This window comes from Streptomyces sp. RKAG290 (genome assembly GCF_023701695.1).
GTDB lineage: Bacteria > Actinomycetota > Actinomycetes > Streptomycetales > Streptomycetaceae > Streptomyces.
The window spans coordinates 7703642-7721478 of sequence record NZ_JAJOZC010000001.1 but is presented as its reverse complement, the minus strand read 5'-3'; the positions used below and the strand labels follow the sequence as shown (position 1 = coordinate 7721478).

Below are 17837 nucleotides of genomic sequence, written 5' to 3'. Positions count from 1 at the left end.
AATGAACGGCGCAGCAGAGGGCTTGAGCAACAGGGCGGCTTCCGCCGCCGGCAAGGAGCTCAAGCAGGAACGTGCCATCCGGACGCGGGAGGGCATCCTCCGCGCCGCCTCCCAGCTGTTCGCGGACAAGGGGTACCCCTCCGTGACGATCCTGGACGTGGCCCAGCTCGCCGGCATGACCAAGGGGGCGGTGTACTTCCACTACACGAACAAGGAAGCTCTCGCGCACGCTGTCACTTCCGAGTTCTACGAACGCCTGCCTGCCATAGCGCAGACTGTGGAGGACCTCGGACTCTCCCCGCTGGCGTCCGTGGCCGAGCTCCTGACCCGCACAGCCCTCGCACTGCGGGACGACACCGTGATGCAGGCCGGTGCGAGGCTCCAGATCGAACGTGCGCTGATCGGAATCGATCTGCCCGTACCTTTCCAGAACTACACGCGCATGGTGTGTGCGTGGCTCGAGATGGCTGACGAACAGGGCGAGTTGCAGCACGCCGCCCCGCCGAGGGCCCTCGCACGCGTGATCGTCTCGGCATTTTTCGGCACCCAGCACATCTCCTGGGTCCTGCACAATCGCAGTGACATCGCCGACCGCACCCTGGAAGTGATCGAGGCGGTACTCCCCTCCTGCCGCGACGCACTGCAGACCTGTCCCTCCGCCCGACAACACCGCCGTGCAGACTGAGCCGGGACCTGTGCGGCGTCCCGCGAGTTCCCGTGGGGATCTTTGAAACGGCTGGGCTGCTCCTCTCCCAGCTACTTGGTCCTTGCACTTCGTGAGTAGGGTAGGGAGCGAGGAGCGGTACTTGATCACTGACAGGCAGGTTCTTGCCGTGACTGGTGATTGGCAGACGGACCGGATCGGGACTGCGTTGCGGGGTGAGAACCCCACCGTCTTACGGCGGTTGACGTCGGGGTTCGCGGTGATCGGGGACGTTCAGTTCCTGCCGGGGTACTCGGTTCTTCTCGTGGATGAACCAGATGTGCAGCGGCTGTCCGACCTGCCGAAAGCGAAGCGGCTGTCGTTCCTGTCCGACATGGACCAGCTCGGTGAAGCGGTTGAACGAGCCTGCTCGCGGCTGGATCCGGCTTTCCGACGGGTGAATCTTGAGATCCTGGGGAACACGGATCCGTTCCTGCATGCGCATGTGTGGCCGCGGTTCGATTGGGAACCGGCCGATGTGGTGGGTGGTCCGGTGTGGCTCTATCCGCGTGAGCGATGGAGTGACGAGCAGGTCAGGCTCGGTCCGCAGCATGATGTGCTGCGGGAGGCGATCGGCAGCGAACTGGACAAGTTGCGCTCGAGACTCTGACGGTGGCGGGCCTGCCGACGGTCAGCAGAGTTTCACTGAAGTCGCCGTACGAGGGCTCCTCCGAGCGCGATTGGTGATGTCGGGGTGGGCGGCCGTGAACGCTCCGTCACAGATGGGACAGAGAGGAATACCCGGGGTGGCCGTCCCCGGCGGTGGTGTTCACCCTCACCACCGCCACGGCCCCTCCGGCTGCTCCTCGGGTTCGCGTCCCAGCCCGTCCGGTCCGCCGCCGGCTGTCAGCCGCGCACGTGCAGCCCGAAGCCCGTGCGGCCCGCGGGCTCCAGGCCCTCCTTCAGGTGCAGCGAGGGGATCTCGTAGTCACCGTAGTTCTGCCGCCGGAACGCGATCGGCTCGGTCGATTCCAGAGTGAGCAGGCGCTGCTCCCAGGCCTTGGCGACGAGCGGGTACTCCTCGCCGGACATCCGGTCGGTGCCGTACAGCACGAACGGCGGCAGCACCTCGATGCCGGGGTAGTAGAGGATGCCGTGGTGGATCGGGAACAGCAGATCGTCGATGGGGCCGTTGATGCCGCGAGCGGTGTAATGCGACTCCGGGCCGCCGGCTGTCACCGACAGCATGGCCCTCCTGCCTGCGAGGGTTCCTTCACCGAAGCGCTCGCCGTACTTGGTGTCGCTGTGTTCGCCGACGCCGTACGCGAAGCGATAGGTGAACACCCGGTCCACCCAGCCCTTGAGGATCGCGGGCATGGAGTACCACCACAGCGGGAACTGGAAGATGATCGTGTCGGCCCACAGCAACTTCTCCTGCTCGGCGAGGACGTCCGGGGTGAGCGTCCCCGCGTCGAAGGCGCGGCCCGAGTCCAGGGCGACCTTCAACGGACTTGAGGCGTGGGAGCCGTAGTCCGCGGCGTCCACCATCGCCTTCCAGTTCATCGCGTACAGATCACTCACCCGCACCTCGTGCCCGGCGCCCTCCAGGGTGGACACCGCGAGGTCCTTCAGTGAGCTGTTGAGCGACTTCGGCTCCGGGTGGGCGTGGACGATCAGCGTCTTCATGGGAACTCCTTCGGATCGGATGCCTTCGATCCTGGGCGACGCAGCGCCCGGTGTTCAGGGGCGCCTCTTCCGTCGGACGGGACTTCCTGGTATCGGCAGGGCCACCTTCACTGGCGGTGTCGTGGTCATACTGGGGGCATGGACGATCTTGCGGGCTTCCTACGGACCCGGCGCTCCCGAGTCGACCCGGCAGCCGTCGGCATCCCCACCGACAGCCGCCGCCGGGTCGAAGGACTGCGCCGCGAAGAGGTCGCACACCTGTCCGGAGTCAGCGTCGACTACTACGTACGCCTGGAGCAGGGCCGCGCGACTCAGCCTTCCGAGCAGGTCCTCGACGCACTCGCCCGCGTCCTCGGCCTCGACGAGACCGAACGCGGGCACCTTGACCGGCTCTCCCGGCAGCGCCGCCGCCGTGCGAAGGCGCCGGGCGGGCGGGTACGGCCGGAGCTGCTGCGCGTCCTCGACCTGGTCGCCGACGCGCCCGCGCTGATCATGGACCACCGCTTGGACGTGCTCGCGGGGAACAGGCTCGCCAGGCTCCTCTTCAGCCGGCCGATACCGGGTCTGAACACCGCCCGGCACATCTTCCTCGAGGAGGATGAGCGCGGGCTCTACGCGGACTGGGAGACATGCACCCTCGACGTGGTCGGGCATCTGCGCCTGGCCGCCGGGAAGTACCCCGACGACCCGCGCCTGGCCTCGCTCATCGGCGAGCTGGCGATGGGCAGCGAGCGATTCCGCCGCCTCTGGGCCCGTGCGGACGTGCGCGCCCGCTCGCATGGGCGCAAGGCGTACAGGCACCCGCTGGTCGGACTCCTGGACCTGCACCAGGAGAACTTCGCGCTACCGGAAGAATCAGGCATGGAGCTCCTGGTGCTGTCCGCGGCCTCCGGCAGTCCCGCCGAGGACGGACTGCGCCTGCTCGCGGGCCTGGACTCGGACAGCGGCGACGCGCATCCCGCAGTGAACGCCCAGGTTCGCGAGTAATCCGAGAACGCCCAGGTTCCTTGCCGGCGTACCTCGGCCGGCGACCCACCTGACGCACGTGCCACGACACCCGTCCTCGACCTCGGCCGGGCCGTTCTTCAGCCCGGCGGCTCACCCCGGTCAACGATCCCGCCGCTGGGAGCAAGTCCTTGCGGCAGCCGACCATCGCCACGTCCGCCGGGGGCTGCTGAGGTCATCCGGTGACTGTGGTCAGGCGCCGGCCGTCGTCACATGCCTGGTGCGCCAGGTGCTCTTCTTGGACTTGTTCCCGCACGTCTCCATGGAGCACCAACGCCGGTTGCCGGGACGGGACGTGTCAAGGAACCAGGCGGCGCAGTGAGGCCCGGAGCAGGCACGTACCCGTGCCATGGCGGGGGACGTGGCCAGCGTGATGGCATCGCGTGCGATGTCCGCCAGGACTGTGCCGACCAGATCCTCGGCCGTCCAGACCACCCCGCCGTCGTCGTCGAGCAGCGGGGCCGGAGGAGCGCCTGCGGCGGCCGCGTTCAACAGTTCCCGGTCGGCCTGGGGGCAGGTGGCAGGGCCGCCTTCGCCACGAGCCGCCGTCAGCAGCCCGTGAACCGCTTCCCGTAGTGCCCGCGCCTCGCCGAGCACTGCCTGCGTCGGAGCCGGGATGACGACATCAGCGGGAAACGGCCCCAACTGCGCGACCCAGTCGGCCAAGTCATGGGCGGTGACCAGTTCTTCGTTGGCGCCGTCCATGCCTCGCAGCCGCAGGGTGCGCATGAAGTCGAGGCATAGCCGACCAGCACCGCTGCGGAAGCGAGGAGTCGCCGGTTCGGGAATCAGAGCCATGAAAGTCACTCTACTGGGGAACCGGTTTAACTGGTACGTTGACGGAACCTGTTAAACCGGTTCTGCCGGAGTGGTCCGCCACTCGTCTCCTTCTCCGTCCCCTTCACGGCCGAGGTGTGCATCATGTCCGCCAGTCCCGAATCTTCCGCCCCTCCGGCCCTGAGCCAGCCGCTGATCCTGCTCCTCTCTCTCGCCTGCGGCATCGCGGTGGCCAACATCTACTTCCCCCAGGCGATCAGCCCGCTGATCGCGCACGACCTGGGTGTGACCTCCGCATCCGCCGCCCTCGTCGTCACCTGCGCCCAACTCGGTTACGCCGCAGGCATCTTCCTGCTGGTCCCGCTCGGTGACCGGTTGCGGCACCGCAGCCTCGTCACCACCCTGCTGCTCCTCACCTGTGCAGGACTCGTACTGGCCGGGACAGCTACCTCGCTCACCGTCCTGGCCCTCGCAAGCGCACTCGTCGGCCTGACCACCGTGGTGCCGCAGATCCTCATCCCCATGGCTGTCGGACTGACCGCGCCCGAGCGCCGGGGCGCGGTGACCGGCACTCTGCTCTCCGGCCTGATCGGCGGCATCCTCCTGGCCCGCACGTTCTCCGGCACACTGGGCGAGTGGCTCGGCTGGCGCGCGCCCTATCTGGTGGCCGCCGCCCTGGCACTGGTCCTCGCTCTCGCGATGGCGGCCGCCCTGCCCCGCACCACTCCGAGCACCGACCAGCCGTACCCGGCCCTCCTGGCGGCCTCCGTACATTTGCTGCGCGCCGAACCGTTGCTGCGCCGCTCATGCCAGTACCAGGTGCTCGTGTTCGCCGCGTTCAGTGCCGCCTGGACAGCGCTCGCGCTGTTCGTGACCGGCCCGCACTACGGCCTGGGCACCCCCGCGGTCGGCCTCATCGCCCTTGTGGGAGCGGCCAGCATGTTCGCCACCCCGATCGCCGGCAGGCGCACGGACCGCAACGGCCCCGACGCCGTGAACCTCGTCTGCATGACCGGCGCCGTCGCGGCCGGGGCACTCCTGCTGACCGGAAGCCTGGGCGGCGCCGCCGGCCTCGTCGGTCTGGGCGCGGGTATGCTGCTGCTCGATGTGGCCATGCAGTCGAGCCAGGTGGCCAACCAGGCCCGCATCTTCGCTCTGCGCCCCGAGGCCCGCGCACGCCTCAACACCGCCTACATGACCTGCGCGTTCCTGGGCGGCAGCGCCGGCTCGTGGCTCGGCGTCCGCGCCTACTCCACCCTCGGCTGGACCGGTGTGTGCGCCCTGGTCGCGATCCTCGCCGGGCTGGCCGTGCTCCGCCATGCCGTGAGAAGCCGGCCGATCACGACAACCGCTCCGGTCGCGGCGACAGGGACCTCGGCATCAGAAGGCAAGGACGGCGTCCCCGCCGGCCGCTGAGGTATCCGAACGAGGCACCCACGCACACAGCAGCGCCATGCAGGACACCGTCTTAGGTGGTCCACGTACCCGAAAGTGTCGTCAGCGCAGACCTCTGCCCTCTCCTGCGGTTCACCGCACCGCCGCACAAGGCGGAAGTCTGCAACACGGTGTGCCGACACTCCGCACAACGCATCCGGTGGTGCGGCGCGCACCTGAACGGTGGAGCTGCGCCCCGAGCGCTGCGGTCCGGCCCTTCACTGCTCGCAGTGAAGGACCGGCAGTCCGTCCAATTGCAGGCTGTGGCACATGAATCCATCGCCCCCGCCAAACCGTCGTACGCGTGGACGGCATCGCTGACCGCCGGTGCCGCGGCCCCCTTGGCACCCTGCTCGAACTTCCTCGCAGGCACGGGCACGACCCACTCGGCAGGCATGGGCGCGTGTCCTCCCGGCCCCCGGATGACTCACCAAGAACTCATGAGCCCCGCATCCATCGCGCGAGCCGTCACGTGCTGCACACGAATATATGTGCCCGCCGCGCCAGGCGGATGGCCTCGGCGAACCGAAAGATGTGACGCAACACTCCCGTTGGCCTGCGAGCCACCCAGGAGGCGGGCCTTGTCCGTTCGGGCCCGGCGGAGTGTGTGCATGAGGTGGTGAAGTGACTCCTGGCAATCCGCCGCGCCACGGTATACGTAGCATGAGGGAAAATCGCCCCCACTCACACTCCGAAAGACAGGGCCTCATGTCTGAAGTTGCTGCAACCGCGGGAGTCACCGCAAGTTATGCGCGGAAGGTCACAGAAGACCTTACGGCCAACAAGAGCGAGCAGGAGCGGGTACGTACCGAACTGACCCGGCTGCAGGATGAGCTGCTCCAGCTCGAGGTGAGCGAGCAGGTCCTGGTGAAGATGCAGGATGTCCTCGTCGGTGCCGGCGAGCCTGCCACGGAAAAGGCCAAGGCCGGGAAGAAGGCTTCGGTTCCCGCGGCGCGTCGCGGGAAGAGCACGGCAGGTCAGGGCAAGGCGGCACCCAAGGCCAAGACTTCGAAGGCTGCCGGCAAGGCTCCCACCGAGAAGGCCGCTCCGGCCAAGGCGGTGGGCGAGGCAACCTGGGTCGAGCTGGCCACCAGTTACCTGTCCGCGCAGAGCGAGCCCAAGTCTGCCGCCGAGGTCTCCGCAGCACTGACCCACGACCACCCGGAGCGCAGCGTGCAGGCGCCGGTGGTGCGCAACGCCCTGGAACAGGGGGTCGCCCGCGGTCTCCTGGAGCGCGCCAAGCAAGGCCGCTCCGTGTACTACACCCCTGCCACCGCCACTTCCCCCGATGAGCCTGCCAAGTCCGCCCAGTAGGAACGACGGCAGACTCACTTGCACAAGGCACGGCGGTAGGCCGCATGCCGTTGCCCATGAGGCGCGAGGCTGATGTCGGTGCCGTTTGACGGGGCCTGCCGGCAGTCGTAACGGGAGAGTGTTGCGGCGCGGGTGAGTGGAGAGCTTCGCGGCTCGGACCACCTGATGCCAGCCCCGCGGAACTGCCGGCCGGCAGCCGCGTCACCGATGTCGTCCACCACGATGTCGTAGACGAAGTACTCCTCGGATGCTTCAACGGTTCAGTTGCCCTGCCAGGCGTTGCCCTGCCAGACATGCATGCCCGGTCCTCGATCGAACGCCGTTGCGGCCGTCGACACACAGCGGAGCTTCGCCCTGGGTCCCGCGTCTCGTACGTCAGGTGCGATCCGAACCGTGCCGGGTGCCCGCGGCCCCCTGTCCCCCGAGCACTCGTACCGGCCGGGTGCCGCCCGTACGCGCGGGCGAGAGGGTGCGGAGCGTCCGGCGCGGGGGCGGTTACGAGGAACGGCGGCAGGGCGCTTCGGCGTCGCGCCCTGCCGCCGTCACCGGCCCGTTGGAGCGGCCGGCCACGTCATCGGCGCCCTCCGCGCCGATGACGGTGTCGAGCGGTCACTCAGCCGGGGAGGACCCATTTCTGGTTGGCTCCGGTACCGCAGGTCCACAGGTGGAGCTTGGTGCGGTCGGCGGAGGAGACACCCTCGGCGTCGAGGCACTTGCCGGACTGCGGGTTCTTCAGCGTGCCGTCGGCCTGCGGAGCCCATGTCTGGGCTCCGGAACCGTTGCAGCCCCAGAGCTGGACCTTGGTGCCGTTCGCCGTACCACCACCATTGACGTCCATGCACTTGCCCAGCGAGCGCAGAGTGCTGTCCGTACCGACCGCCCACTTCTGGGCAGCCGTCTGATTGCACGTGTACAACTGGATCTGCGTCCCGTCCGCCGACGCGGCACCGGCCACGTCGACGCACTTGCCGCCGATACCGGTGATGGCACCCTCCCGAGGACCGGTCGTGCCGCCGAGTTCCTTGATCCGGACGTTCCGGAAGGACACGTCGTCGCCGTCGCCGTGGTTCTGCAGGCCGATGCGGCCCTGCTGGAGGCTGCGGACGGGGTCGGTGTTGGTGAAGTCGTTGATCCGGCGGCCGTTGAGGAAGACCTGCAGGCGCTCGCCCTCGACCCGGATCTCGTAGGTGTTCCACTCCCCCGGCGGGTTCAGCGCCGCGTCACGGGCGGTGAGGTCGGCGGACTTGAAGCCGTAGACGGAGCCGGTGGTGCGGTCGGGGGTGTCGGTGGCGTCGATCTGGATCTCGTACCCGTTGTCGACGGCCGACCAGGGGTCGTCGGAGGCGGGGAAGCCCACGAAGACACCCGAGTTGTCGTCGCCGGCCTGCCGCCAGTCGAGTTTCAGGGAGTACGACGTGTACTCCTTGGCCTGGTACCAGAGGAGGCCGAGGCCGCCGCGGGAGGTCAGGGTGGCGTCGGATTCGGCGAACGAGCCCGGGCCGGCCTGCTTCCAGCCGGTGGTGCCCGAGGTCCCGTAGAGGGTGGTGTAGCCGGTCTCCGGACGGCAGTCGGCCTCGGTCAGCTCGGCCGCCCACCGGATACCGCCGAGCAGATGCCGGCGGAAGGCGGGGTCGGTGTAGGACTCCTCGGTGTGGCCGCCGCCGGTGTAGAAGGCCCGCCCGCCGGCGTAGTCCTTGCACCAGGCGATGGGGTGGTCGCCGCTCATGCTGCCGCCGCTGTAGCTGGACTCGTCGAGCGAGGCCAGGACGTGGGCGGAAGTGCGCGGGTTGGTGCGGTAGTTGTACCACTCGTCGGTGCGCTGCCAGGTGGTGCCGAGGTGGGCGGTGGCGTCGTGAGCGCGGTCCTCCACCTTGACCGTGGCGGGCTGGATGGCCGGGTGGGACTGGAACAGGGCGCCGGCCAGGCCCGCGTACCAGCTCCAGTCGTACTCGGTGTCGGCCGCCGCGTGGACACCCACGTAGCCGCCGCCGGCTGCCATGTATCCCTCGAAGGCGGTCTGCTGGGCGGCGTTGAGGACGTCACCGGTGGTGGAGAGGAAGACGACGGCCTCGTACCCGGCGAGGTTCGACGGACTGAAGGCGGCGGCGTCCTCGGTCGCCGTGACAGTGAAGTTGTTCGCCGCGCCCAGCTCGCGCAGGGCGGTGATGCCTTCGTCGATGGAGGAGTGGCGGAAACCGGCGGTCTTGGAGAAGACCAGTACGTCGTACGCGGGGTCGGCGGCCGCCGCCTTCGCCGGTGCGGATGTCAGGAGGGGTGCGGCGCGCTCGGGGGCGGCCGTCGCGACCGTCGCGGGCAGGGCGGCGACGCCGAGCAGACCGCAGGCGGCCCAGCGTGCGAGGCGCCCGAGGGGGCGGACCGTTCTTCGGCTCATGGCAGGATCCACTTCTGGTTGGCACCGGTGCCGCAGGCCCACAGATGGAGCTTGGTGCGGTCCGCGGAGGAGACACCCTCGGCGTCGAGGCACTTGCCGGACTGCGGGTTCTTCAGCGTCCCGTCGGACTGCGGGGCCCACAGCTGCGCCCCGGAACCGTTGCAACCCCAGAGCTGCACCTTCGTCCCGTCGGCCGAACCTCCACCACTGATGTCCATGCACTTGCCGAGAGCCCGCAACGTGCTGTCCGTACCGACCGTCCACTTCTGGGCAGCCGTCTGATTGCACGTGTACAACTGGATCTGCGTCCCGTCCGCCGACGCGGCACCGGCCACGTCCACACACTTGCCACCGATACCGGTGATCGCACCCTCACGCGGACCCGTCGCACCGGAGGTGGCGATCTGGAACTCGTCCACGTCGAAGAGGGCTCCGCTGCCGCCCTTGAAGACGAGGTGGAGCGTGGTGGTGCCGGCCGGGCGGCTGGTCAGGTTCGCGGAGACGTCCTGGAACGTCTCCCAGTCACCGGTGACGGGGACGGCCACGGACCCGAGCAGAGTGCCGGTGGGCGAGCCCGCCCGTACCTCGATCGTGCCGCCGGCGCCGGCGGAGGAGACGCGGGCGGTCAGCTTGGTGGCGTTGTCGAGGGCGTAGGGCTTGAAGGAGATCCAGTCACCGTTCTCGATGTTGCCCACCGTCTTGCCTCCGTGGGCCGCGGTGTGGCTGACGACCGTCACCCCGGCGGAGCCTCCGTAGTGCTCGGCCTGGCGGTGGCTGGGCTGGCTGATGTGCTCGTCGTGGGTGGTCAGGGCGGGCTGCCCGGCTGCCCCCTTGTCGGTGTATTCGGCGTCCCAGACGCCGAAGATGTTGGCGTTCGGGTCGTGCTCGCCGTCGGCGATGGTCTGCACGGTGCCGGAACAGCCGGTCGCCGAGGTCTGCGGGTGGCCGTGGCTGTCGTGGCCGATGATGAAGGTGACCTTGACCTTCGAGCAGTCGATGGTGCCGTCCTCCGGGTCGGTGACGGTCACCTTGAACGGCACCGCCGCGCCCGGGTCGATGATCCGGCCGTCGAGGGGCAGTTCCAGCTTCACGGTGGGCGCGGTGTTGCCCACGGTCACGAGTACGGAGGCGGTCGCCTGCCGGCCTGTGCCGTCGGAGACGGTCAGCTCGGCGGTGTACTGACCGTTGGCGGTGTAGGTGTGCGCCGGGCTCGCCGCGGTGGAGGTACCGCCGTCACCGAACTTCCAGGCGTAGGTCAGCGGATCACCGTCGGGGTCGGTGGTTCCCGCCGAGGAGAACTGCACGGCCAACGGGGATTTGCCCGAGGTGCGGTCGGCCGAGGCCTGGGCGAGCGGGGACCGTCCGCCGCTGACGTTCTCGATGCGGTAGACCGCGCTGTTCTCGTCCCCGTTGAAGTAGCCGGTGCCGTAGTCGAGCACGTACAGCGCACCGTCCGGGCCGAAGGCCATGTCCATGATCTGGGTGCCCTGCCAGGGGAAGGCGTTGATGGACTGCACCGTGCCGTCGCCGGCCTGCTCGATGCGCTTGATCCACTTGCGGCCGAACTCGCCCGCGAAGAAGTCTCCGTCGAAGCTCTCGGGGAACTTGACCTCGGAGGTCGAGGCCGCGTCGTAGTGGTAGACCGGACCGCCCATGGGAGACTCCGAGCCGCTGCCGAACTCCGGGACCGAACCGCCGTCGTACGGGATCCAGGCGGGCTGGGCCGCGGGGAGGTCGATCAGGCCGGTGTTGTTCGGCGAGGTGTTCTTGGGCGCCGAACAGGAGAAGGCGGCGCCGGACGTCGAGGTGGCGAAGTTGTAGTCGACGTAGGCGTTGTTCTTGCCGGTGCAGTAGGGCCAGCCGTAGTTGCCGGCCTTGGTGATCCGGTTGAACTCAACCTGCCCGGCGGGCCCGCGGGTAGCACTCGCGGTGCCCGCGTCGGGGCCGTAGTCACCCAGGTAGACCGTGCCGGTGGGCTTGTCGACGGTCATCCGGAAGGGGTTGCGGAAGCCCATGGCGTAGATCTCGGGCCGGGTCTTCGCGGTGCCGGGGGCGAACAGGTTGCCCGTCGGCACGGAGTAGCTTCCGTCGGCGTTGACCTTGATCCGGAGCACCTTGCCGCGCAGGTCGTTGGTGTTCCCGGCCGAACGCTGGGCGTCGTACGCGGGGTTGCGGGTGGGCCGCTCGTCGATCGGGTTGTAGCCGTCGGAGGCGAAGGGATTGCTGTCGTCGCCCGTGGAGAGGTACAGGTTGCCCTGGGCGTCGAAGTCGATGTCGCCGCCGACGTGGCAGCACAGCCCCCGGCTCGCGGGGACGTCCAGGACCTTCTTCTCGCTGGCCGTGTCCAGGGTGCCGTCCGTCTTCAGGACGAATCGGGAAAGCCGGTTGACGCCGTTGAAGGGGGCGAAGTCGGCGGCCGAGCCGTCCGCGGGGGCGTCTCCGGAGGGAGTGGAGAGCTTCGGGGCGTAGTAGAGGTAGACGAAGCGGTTGGTGGTGAAGGCGGGGTCGACGCCGACGCCCTGGAGGCCTTCCTCGTCGTGCGAGTAGACGTCCAGTTTGCCGGCCACCTTGGTGGTGCCGGCCGCGTCGGTGAGGCGCAGTGTGCCGTCCCGTGAGGTGTGCAGGACGGACCGGTCGGGCAGGACGGTGAGCGTCATCGGCTCGCCGGTCTCGGCCACCCCCTTGGCGAGGGTGACCTGCTGGAACTCGGGTGCTGCGGGGGCCGCTTCGGCCGTGCTCTGCTGGGCGGTGAGGGCGCCCGCGGCAGCGAGCAGGGTGCTGGCAAGCGCCGCGAGGGGCCGGGTGAGTCTCCTGTGCACGCGCATCCTCCGTGGGTCAACGGGGCTGGGGGTCTCGCACAGGCGCGCGCCGTCGCGCCGGGGGACACGGGCGCCCTGGGAAGGAGGGTGGGCGAACGTGTCCTTGCAGTCCGGTACAGATCAGGAAGGTAATGGCTTTTTCATGAACCAGAAACCCCTTTGACGCATCAGGCTAGAACTTTTATCTGTGGGGGGACAAAGTGGCCGTGTCCAGCCGAGTGCCCCCGACTCCGTTACGACGAGGGCGAGTTCGGCGCGCTGCGGCTCCGGGCAGGAGCCGCGCGAGCCCCCACCTGCCGGGTCACCGCCCTGCATCACCCTGCCGCCTCGGTGCAACGGCGACCGCCGGTCGCCTTCGGCGGGCGCCGGCGCGTCGAGGTCGGCACCGGGCACCCGCACGAACTGGGGAACCGTTCGTTTCGACCTGGCTCACTTCCCCGCCGCCGCGGGCGGGCAGGTCGGCACGCGGGTTCTGCCGGGCAGTGCATCGCTCGGCCTGGCGCACGAGGGTGCGTCGGCAAGTGTGGTGGTCGGAAGCGTATGAAGCCGCTGCGTCCGGGCACCGGCTCCTACCCTCCTTGCAGCCACCCGCGCCCGCGCCGAGCAGGAGGCCGTCCCCGGGTCGCCGCAGGCTGACGAAGACGGCACCGTCCAGCGGAGCGGGCGCGTCGGCGTCCTTCCGGCCGGAAAGCCGATGAAGTCATCGGGGAAGCCGCACGTCCTGCCGCTGGGAGTGCGGTTCGTTGGGCAGGGGCCAGGGCGCGGAGAGTCAGTTCGAGGAACACGGACCCCAGCGGCCACTTCGGATCCTGCGGGTCCTGGCAGCGGATCCGCTGTTCGAAGTCATGCAACACCGGCCGGCGCGTCGCAGCCTGGTCGGGGACGCTTCACCGCTCGCGGACCGGGTGCGTAAGGTACGAGCGGCCCGGGAACTGTGCACGCCGGGCCGCTCCGGCCGCGCGGACGACTCGGCCGACAGGCCGATGAGCCAGGGGGCGGGCATGACGGACGCGACAGGCACGGCGGCCGTGGGGCGGCGTGCGGACGGGGCTGGGGAGGCCGACGGGCGGATCGCCCCGCTGGACCGGCGGGTGTTCGCCGTCGCGGGGGTGGTCCTGGCCGTGCTGATGGTGCTGTCCTCGCGCTACGGCTTCCACATCGACGAGCTTTACTTCCTCGACTGCGCCCGGCACCTCCAGGCGAGCTATGTGGACCAGCCGGCGCTGGCGCCGCTGCTGGCCCGGGTCTCGCTGTCGCTGTTCGGTGTCTCGGAGGCGGGCCTGCGGCTGTGGCCGGCGCTGGCCGCCGCGGGCACGGTGGTCGTGGGCGGTTTGACCGCGCGGGAGTTCGGCGGCGCGCGGCGGGCGCACTTGCTCGCGGCAGTCGCGACCGCCACCATGCCCGTGCTGTTGGGCGGCGCGCACGTCGCCAACACCACGTCGTACGAAGTGCTGGCGTGGGCGGCGATCGCGCTCGTGGTCGTACGGATCGGCCGAACCGGCGATACGCGGTGGTGGCTTGCTGCGGGCGCGCTGGTCGGCATCGGCGCGGAGTTCAACCACCTCGCGGCTATTTTTGGGATCGTGCTGCTGGCCGCCGTGCTGCTCGGCCCGGCCCGCCGGACCGTGGCCGATCGCCGACTGCTCGCGGGCGCGGTGATAGCCGTGCTGCTCGTGCTGCCCGATCTGTGGTGGCAGGCACGGCACGGGTGGGCGATGTTCGAGATGACGCGGGAGTTGAACGGGGAGAACGGAGGCCCGGGGAACATCCTCTCCTGGATCGTGGGGCAGCTCGGCATGTCCTGTCTGGCAATGACGACGTTGTGGGTGGCGGGCCTGCGGTTCCTGTGGCGGTCCGGCCGGCCGCTGTGGCGGTGCCTGGTGACCGCGTACGCCGTGCTGTTCGTGCTGTTCGCCGTGACGACCGGAGCGCAGGTGTACTACCTGGGCGGACTGTACGTGTGCCTGCTGGCGGCCGGGGCAGTGGCGCTCGACGGGTGGCTGCACTCCCGCCCGGCCCGGCTGCGCGGCCTGATGATCGGAACGGCCGCCTCGGCCACCCTGCTCGCCGTGATCGTACTGCCGGTGCTGCCGCCCTCCGACGTGGCCTGGACGTACGGCATCAGCTCCAATTCGGGGGAATCCCTGGGCTGGCCCGAACTGGTCAGCACGGTGCGGCAAGCATGGAACGGTCTCCCACCCGAGCAGCGGGCGAATGCGGTGATCTTCGCGGCGGACTACGGCGAGGCCGGCGCCATCAACGAACTCGGCCGCGGTACCGGGCTGCCCACCGCCGTGAGCGCCCACAACACCGACTGGTGGTGGGGCCCGGGCAACCCGCACGCCACGACGGTGGTGGCCGTCGCCCCCGGCCCCGACCACGCCCCCGAGTACGCCGCCCATCTGCGCGGGTACTTCCGGCACGTCCACGTAGCCGCCGCCCTCTCCAATCCCGACGGCGTGCACAACGTCGAATGGGGCGGCCGCGTTTACGTCTGTACAGGCCCCCGCCGTCCCTGGGGCGAGATGTGGCCCGAACTGCGCCACTACGCGTGACGCTCCCGCCCGCGGAAGGGGCCGGACAGCATGAAGCGTCCTCATCGCTGCGCCACTGGCCCTTGCGCCGGTCCGACCCCGAGCATTGTCCGGCGGTCCATGTCCGTTCGTCGTAGCTGATACGTGAACAGGGCACACACTCAGCGGGGCCGCCACGTGGAGTCAAATCTCACCCACAGAATCGGGGCCCCAGACACCAGGTGGAGTCAGAACTGACCTACCGATGGAATCAAAGCCCGTCACTTACGAAGCCACCCGTACGACGGCTGGCGTCGTCTTCGAGCGGTGCGCGGAGCAACCGACGGGACCTGTGGGCCGGGGCGCGGGAGATGCCACCTGGGGCATCTCCCGCCACTTGCCGTACCCGGTTCAGGCCGTCTGTTGCGTGGGCTTGGGCTCCCCGGGGTTGACCACGGCGAGACCCTGCCCCTCCAGCTTCAGCTGCACCGCTTCGCCGGAGCCACCCTTCAGCATGGAGCCGATGCCCTGCGAGCGATGCAGCGACGTGCTCAGCTGCGGGCTCCACGCGACCACCGCATCGGTGTCCACGAAGAGCGGTGCGTCCGGGGAGACCGGCAGCACGAGCGGGATGCCCGCACTGGTCAGCGCAAGCCGGCCGGTGCCGGTGAACGTGCAGTTGAAGAGGCCGCCACCGGCCATTCCGGCGCCCTTCACCGTGGTGATGTCGTAGCTCAGCGAGGCATCGAAGCACAGGACGTTCTTGCCGTTGACCGTGAGGCCGTTGTTCTCGTCCACGTCGACCAGGAAGCAGTGCGCCGCGTCCGAGGCGAACCACGCCTCACCCTCGCCGGTGACATTCATGAGGGCCAGGCCTTCCCCCGTGACGGCGCGCTTGAGGAAGTTGCCCACACCCTGACCGTGCCGCTCGAACTCCAGGGAGCCGCGCCAGGCGACCATGGTGCCCTGGCGGGCGTACGCGTCGCCCTTGACCGCGTACCGCACCGCCATCGGGTTCTCCTGCGTCAGGCCCGGGGCCTGCGCCGGCTGGATGATGTTCTCGGGATCGAAAAGATTTCGCTGCATGGTGCTGCGAATGCCCCCTCCCCACCCGCCCAGTCACGGAGGACCGAACTCCGCTTTTCCGGACGTTCCGCACCCTGCCTCACAGTGCAGCAGAGGGGCAGGCCCCATGCCGTAACGGGACGATTCCGGAAAGGACCGCCGGGTAGGCAGCCCGTCTGATCGACCCAAGTCCCAGTCGCTCTACGAGCCTTGGCACCAAGCCGGGAGTACGAACGTTGGACGCCGAGGAGGAGCTTGGGAAACTGAAGCCATGTTCAGCATGAGCACCGTCCCCGTGTCCACCGAGCCCGTCGTGGAACTCTTTGTCACGCAGAGTGCGGGCCCCAGCGAGCGCACACTGCTCGTGATCCATGGGGGTCCTGACTGGGATCACACCTACTTGCGGGAGCCGCTCGATCGCTTGGCCGGCCGCCGCAGGATCGTGCTCCCCGATCTACGCGGTTGCGGCCGTTCGACTCGTGGTCTGGCAAGCGAGCAGTACACGCCCGCTGCGGCTACCGGCGATCTCGCGGTCGTCCTGGACGCTCTGGACTCCGCGCAGGCCGACGTTCTCGGGTTCTCCTACGGTGGGCTCATCGCCCAACGGTTCGCACTGGAATTTCCCGAGCGGGTACGTCGTCTGGTCATCGCGTCGAGCAGCGTCCTTCCAGTACCGGGGAACGCCTTCGAGGGCTGGCACGAACGCACCGAGCGACTTGCTGCGGAGAACGTCGTGTGGTCCGACCCGGCCTTGTCCGGGGCAGAACTCACCCGCGCCGCCGCCGTCGCCTCGGCGTCGACAAACGTCTGGCGGGCGCAAGTGCTGCCGGACTATCTGGACCGCCTGGCCGGCATCCAATTCTCCGGTGAGTGGCTGCGCCCCTGGAAGGCCGGGATGCTCCCCGACCCCCGGCCTGCCGACGCGGCTCAGCGGCTGGCATCCCTCGGCCTGCCCCTGCTCCTGCTTCACGGTCGGCAGGACATGATCTTTCCCGCATCCCTGGCCGACGAGACAGCGGGCCTGATTCCCTCCGCACGCGCCGTGATCCTCGAAGAGGCAGGGCACATGGCTCACATCGATCAGCCTGGTGCCTGGCTGGAAGCCGTCAACGACTTTCTGACCTGACGGCTGGACCGGGGGCCTCCCTACCGGACCGGTCAGATCACCAACACCCCATCATCAGCGAGAGGCAGTCGGCACGCGACTGCCCTCGCTGCGCCCGTCAGCGGCCCGCGCACCGGCCCAGAGACCTCAATCGCCCGCTGAGGGGCCGGCACTGGCGCGTCTCAGCTGCTTCGGTGGCTGAGGGTGAACAGACCGCCGTCCGGGTCCTGCAGGGTTCGGGAGAACCCTTCGGTGCCCACGCGGTGGCTGACGGCTGAGGCCTGGTGCCTCCGGCACCGATCGCGGCGGCGACGGCGCGATCGACATCGGCTACGGGGAAGTTCACCAGCCACCGCGGGCGCAGCTGTGCCTGCTCGGAATTCTGTGCTCCGCCACCGCGCAGGGAGAGGACTGGATGTGTGTCCCGCTCGACGACGACGTGGTGATCCCGGTATGCGACGTCGGTGCCCTCTTCGGTGGCCCAGCCGAAGACCTCCCCGTAGAACTTCGCCGCGTCGAACGCGTCACGGGTCTGCAGATCGAGCCGGGCCGGGGCGCCTCCTCCTTCGCCCGGCTCCCAGGCCAGGGCCGGGCCTTCCCAGAAGCCGAAAGCCGCCCCGTCAGGGTCGGCGGCCAGCCCGGCGCGCCCACGCCCCAGAGGGATGGGGCCCACCGCGAGGGTGGCACCTCGCTCCTGGATCCGGGCCGCTGTCACATCGGCATCGCGCACCGCGAAGTACGGCGTCCAGACCGAGGCCGGAGCAAGTCCGGGCCGGCGTTCGCCGATGCCCGCCACCGGCAGGCCACCGGCCGACGCGACGACGAACTGATTGCCCAGGGAACTCCTGCGGAACTCCCAGCCGAGCACCGCCGAGTAGAAGGCCCGTGCGTTGGCCAGGTCACCGACCATGAGGTTGACCCAGCACGGCATGCCCGCAACCGGCACCACCTGCTCCGCACCAGACACAGACACCGCGTTCCTCCATCGACCTCGACCGTGTGCGGGCAGGGAGACGCTCGTCCGCCCTGCCGCACCCAACTCACTGAACCTATCTCGCGAGGGCCACCGACCCGCCCACGCCGT

13 protein-coding genes are annotated in these 17837 nt (G+C 69.3%); 7 read left to right on the top strand and 6 right to left on the bottom strand.

Annotation, left to right across the window (positions count from 1 at the left end; genetic code table 11):
* Nucleotide 1 precedes the first annotated feature (1 nt).
* Both LNW71_RS34165 and LNW71_RS34160 read left to right on the top strand, forming a co-directional pair.
* Nucleotides 2-685 carry a ScbR family autoregulator-binding transcription factor gene (locus LNW71_RS34165; RefSeq protein WP_250971720.1) on the top strand — a complete coding sequence of 228 codons (684 nt, stop codon included), beginning with the start codon at nt 2-4 and terminating at the stop codon, nt 683-685.
* A gap of 148 nt (nt 686-833) precedes the next feature.
* A complete protein-coding gene (locus tag LNW71_RS34160; RefSeq protein WP_250972248.1) occupies nt 834-1313 on the top strand; it encodes a diadenosine tetraphosphate hydrolase in 480 nt (159 codons plus the stop codon).
* 236 nt (nt 1314-1549) lie between these two features.
* Here the strand turns inward: LNW71_RS34160 and LNW71_RS34155 are convergent, their stop codons facing one another.
* Nucleotides 1550-2329 carry an NAD(P)H-dependent oxidoreductase gene (locus tag LNW71_RS34155; RefSeq protein ID WP_250971719.1) on the bottom strand — a complete coding sequence of 260 codons (780 nt, stop codon included), beginning with the start codon at nt 2327-2329 and terminating at the stop codon, nt 1550-1552.
* A gap of 138 nt (nt 2330-2467) precedes the next feature.
* Between LNW71_RS34155 and LNW71_RS34150 the strand changes: the two genes are divergently transcribed.
* A complete protein-coding gene (locus tag LNW71_RS34150; RefSeq protein WP_250971718.1) occupies nt 2468-3316 on the top strand; it encodes a helix-turn-helix transcriptional regulator in 849 nt (282 codons plus the stop codon).
* Nucleotides 3317-3526: 210 nt separating this feature from the next.
* Here the strand turns inward: LNW71_RS34150 and LNW71_RS34145 are convergent, their stop codons facing one another.
* Complete coding sequence (locus LNW71_RS34145) at nt 3527-4132, bottom strand: ABATE domain-containing protein (protein WP_250971717.1); 606 nt, start codon at nt 4130-4132, stop codon at nt 3527-3529.
* Nucleotides 4133-4255: 123 nt separating this feature from the next.
* Between LNW71_RS34145 and LNW71_RS34140 the strand changes: the two genes are divergently transcribed.
* Both LNW71_RS34140 and LNW71_RS34135 read left to right on the top strand, forming a co-directional pair.
* Entirely contained in the window at nt 4256-5527 is a 1272-nt protein-coding gene (locus LNW71_RS34140; RefSeq protein ID WP_250971716.1) for an MFS transporter, read from the top strand.
* Nucleotides 5528-6253: 726 nt separating this feature from the next.
* The gene (locus tag LNW71_RS34135; RefSeq protein ID WP_250971715.1) at nt 6254-6859 is read left to right on the top strand and encodes a hypothetical protein; all 606 of its coding nucleotides are present in this window, start codon (nt 6254-6256) and stop codon (nt 6857-6859) included.
* Between the two features lie 613 nt (nt 6860-7472).
* Here the strand turns inward: LNW71_RS34135 and LNW71_RS34130 are convergent.
* On the bottom strand, nt 7473-9251 hold the full coding sequence (locus LNW71_RS34130) for a ThuA domain-containing protein (RefSeq protein ID WP_250971714.1): 1779 nt from the start codon (nt 9249-9251) through the stop codon (nt 7473-7475).
* Nucleotides 9248-12070 carry a PQQ-dependent sugar dehydrogenase gene (locus tag LNW71_RS34125; protein ID WP_250971713.1) on the bottom strand — a complete coding sequence of 941 codons (2823 nt, stop codon included), beginning with the start codon at nt 12068-12070 and terminating at the stop codon, nt 9248-9250. The genes LNW71_RS34130 and LNW71_RS34125 overlap by 4 nt, the downstream gene beginning before the upstream one ends.
* 1001 nt (nt 12071-13071) lie before the next feature.
* Between LNW71_RS34125 and LNW71_RS34120 the strand changes: the two genes are divergently transcribed.
* Nucleotides 13072-14625 carry a glycosyltransferase family 39 protein gene (locus LNW71_RS34120; protein ID WP_250971712.1) on the top strand — a complete coding sequence of 518 codons (1554 nt, stop codon included), beginning with the start codon at nt 13072-13074 and terminating at the stop codon, nt 14623-14625.
* 369 nt (nt 14626-14994) lie between these two features.
* Here LNW71_RS34120 and LNW71_RS34115 read toward each other — a convergent pair whose 3' ends face one another.
* On the bottom strand, nt 14995-15669 hold the full coding sequence (locus tag LNW71_RS34115; RefSeq protein WP_250971711.1) for an AIM24 family protein: 675 nt from the start codon (nt 15667-15669) through the stop codon (nt 14995-14997).
* A gap of 250 nt (nt 15670-15919) precedes the next feature.
* Between LNW71_RS34115 and LNW71_RS34110 the strand changes: the two genes are divergently transcribed.
* Nucleotides 15920-16774 (top strand): alpha/beta fold hydrolase, encoded by an 855-nt coding sequence (locus LNW71_RS34110; RefSeq protein ID WP_250971710.1) that lies wholly within the window; start codon nt 15920-15922, stop codon nt 16772-16774.
* A 97-nt stretch (nt 16775-16871) separates the two neighbouring features.
* Here LNW71_RS34110 and LNW71_RS34105 read toward each other — a convergent pair whose 3' ends face one another.
* Nucleotides 16872-17726 (bottom strand): VOC family protein, encoded by an 855-nt coding sequence (locus LNW71_RS34105; RefSeq protein ID WP_374119491.1) that lies wholly within the window; start codon nt 17724-17726, stop codon nt 16872-16874.
* Between the last annotated feature and the right edge of the window lie 111 nt (nt 17727-17837).

Bases quoted from the DNA above. Each gene is read 5' to 3' on its own strand.
- LNW71_RS34130 (WP_250971714.1), bottom strand. From the start codon at position 9,251: ATGAGCCGAAGAACGGTCCGCCCCCTCGGGCGCCTCGCACGCTGGGCC.
- LNW71_RS34110 (WP_250971710.1), top strand. From the start codon at position 15,920: ATGTTCAGCATGAGCACCGTCCCCGTGTCCACCGAGCCCGTCGTGGAA.
- LNW71_RS34155 (WP_250971719.1), bottom strand. From the start codon at position 2,329: ATGAAGACGCTGATCGTCCACGCCCACCCGGAGCCGAAGTCGCTCAAC.
- LNW71_RS34115 (WP_250971711.1), bottom strand. From the start codon at position 15,669: ATGCAGCGAAATCTTTTCGATCCCGAGAACATCATCCAGCCGGCGCAG.
- LNW71_RS34165 (WP_250971720.1), top strand. From the start codon at position 2: ATGAACGGCGCAGCAGAGGGCTTGAGCAACAGGGCGGCTTCCGCCGCC.
- LNW71_RS34150 (WP_250971718.1), top strand. From the start codon at position 2,468: ATGGACGATCTTGCGGGCTTCCTACGGACCCGGCGCTCCCGAGTCGAC.
- LNW71_RS34135 (WP_250971715.1), top strand. From the start codon at position 6,254: ATGTCTGAAGTTGCTGCAACCGCGGGAGTCACCGCAAGTTATGCGCGG.
- LNW71_RS34120 (WP_250971712.1), top strand. From the start codon at position 13,072: ATGACGGACGCGACAGGCACGGCGGCCGTGGGGCGGCGTGCGGACGGG.
- LNW71_RS34140 (WP_250971716.1), top strand. From the start codon at position 4,256: ATGTCCGCCAGTCCCGAATCTTCCGCCCCTCCGGCCCTGAGCCAGCCG.
- LNW71_RS34145 (WP_250971717.1), bottom strand. From the start codon at position 4,132: ATGGCTCTGATTCCCGAACCGGCGACTCCTCGCTTCCGCAGCGGTGCT.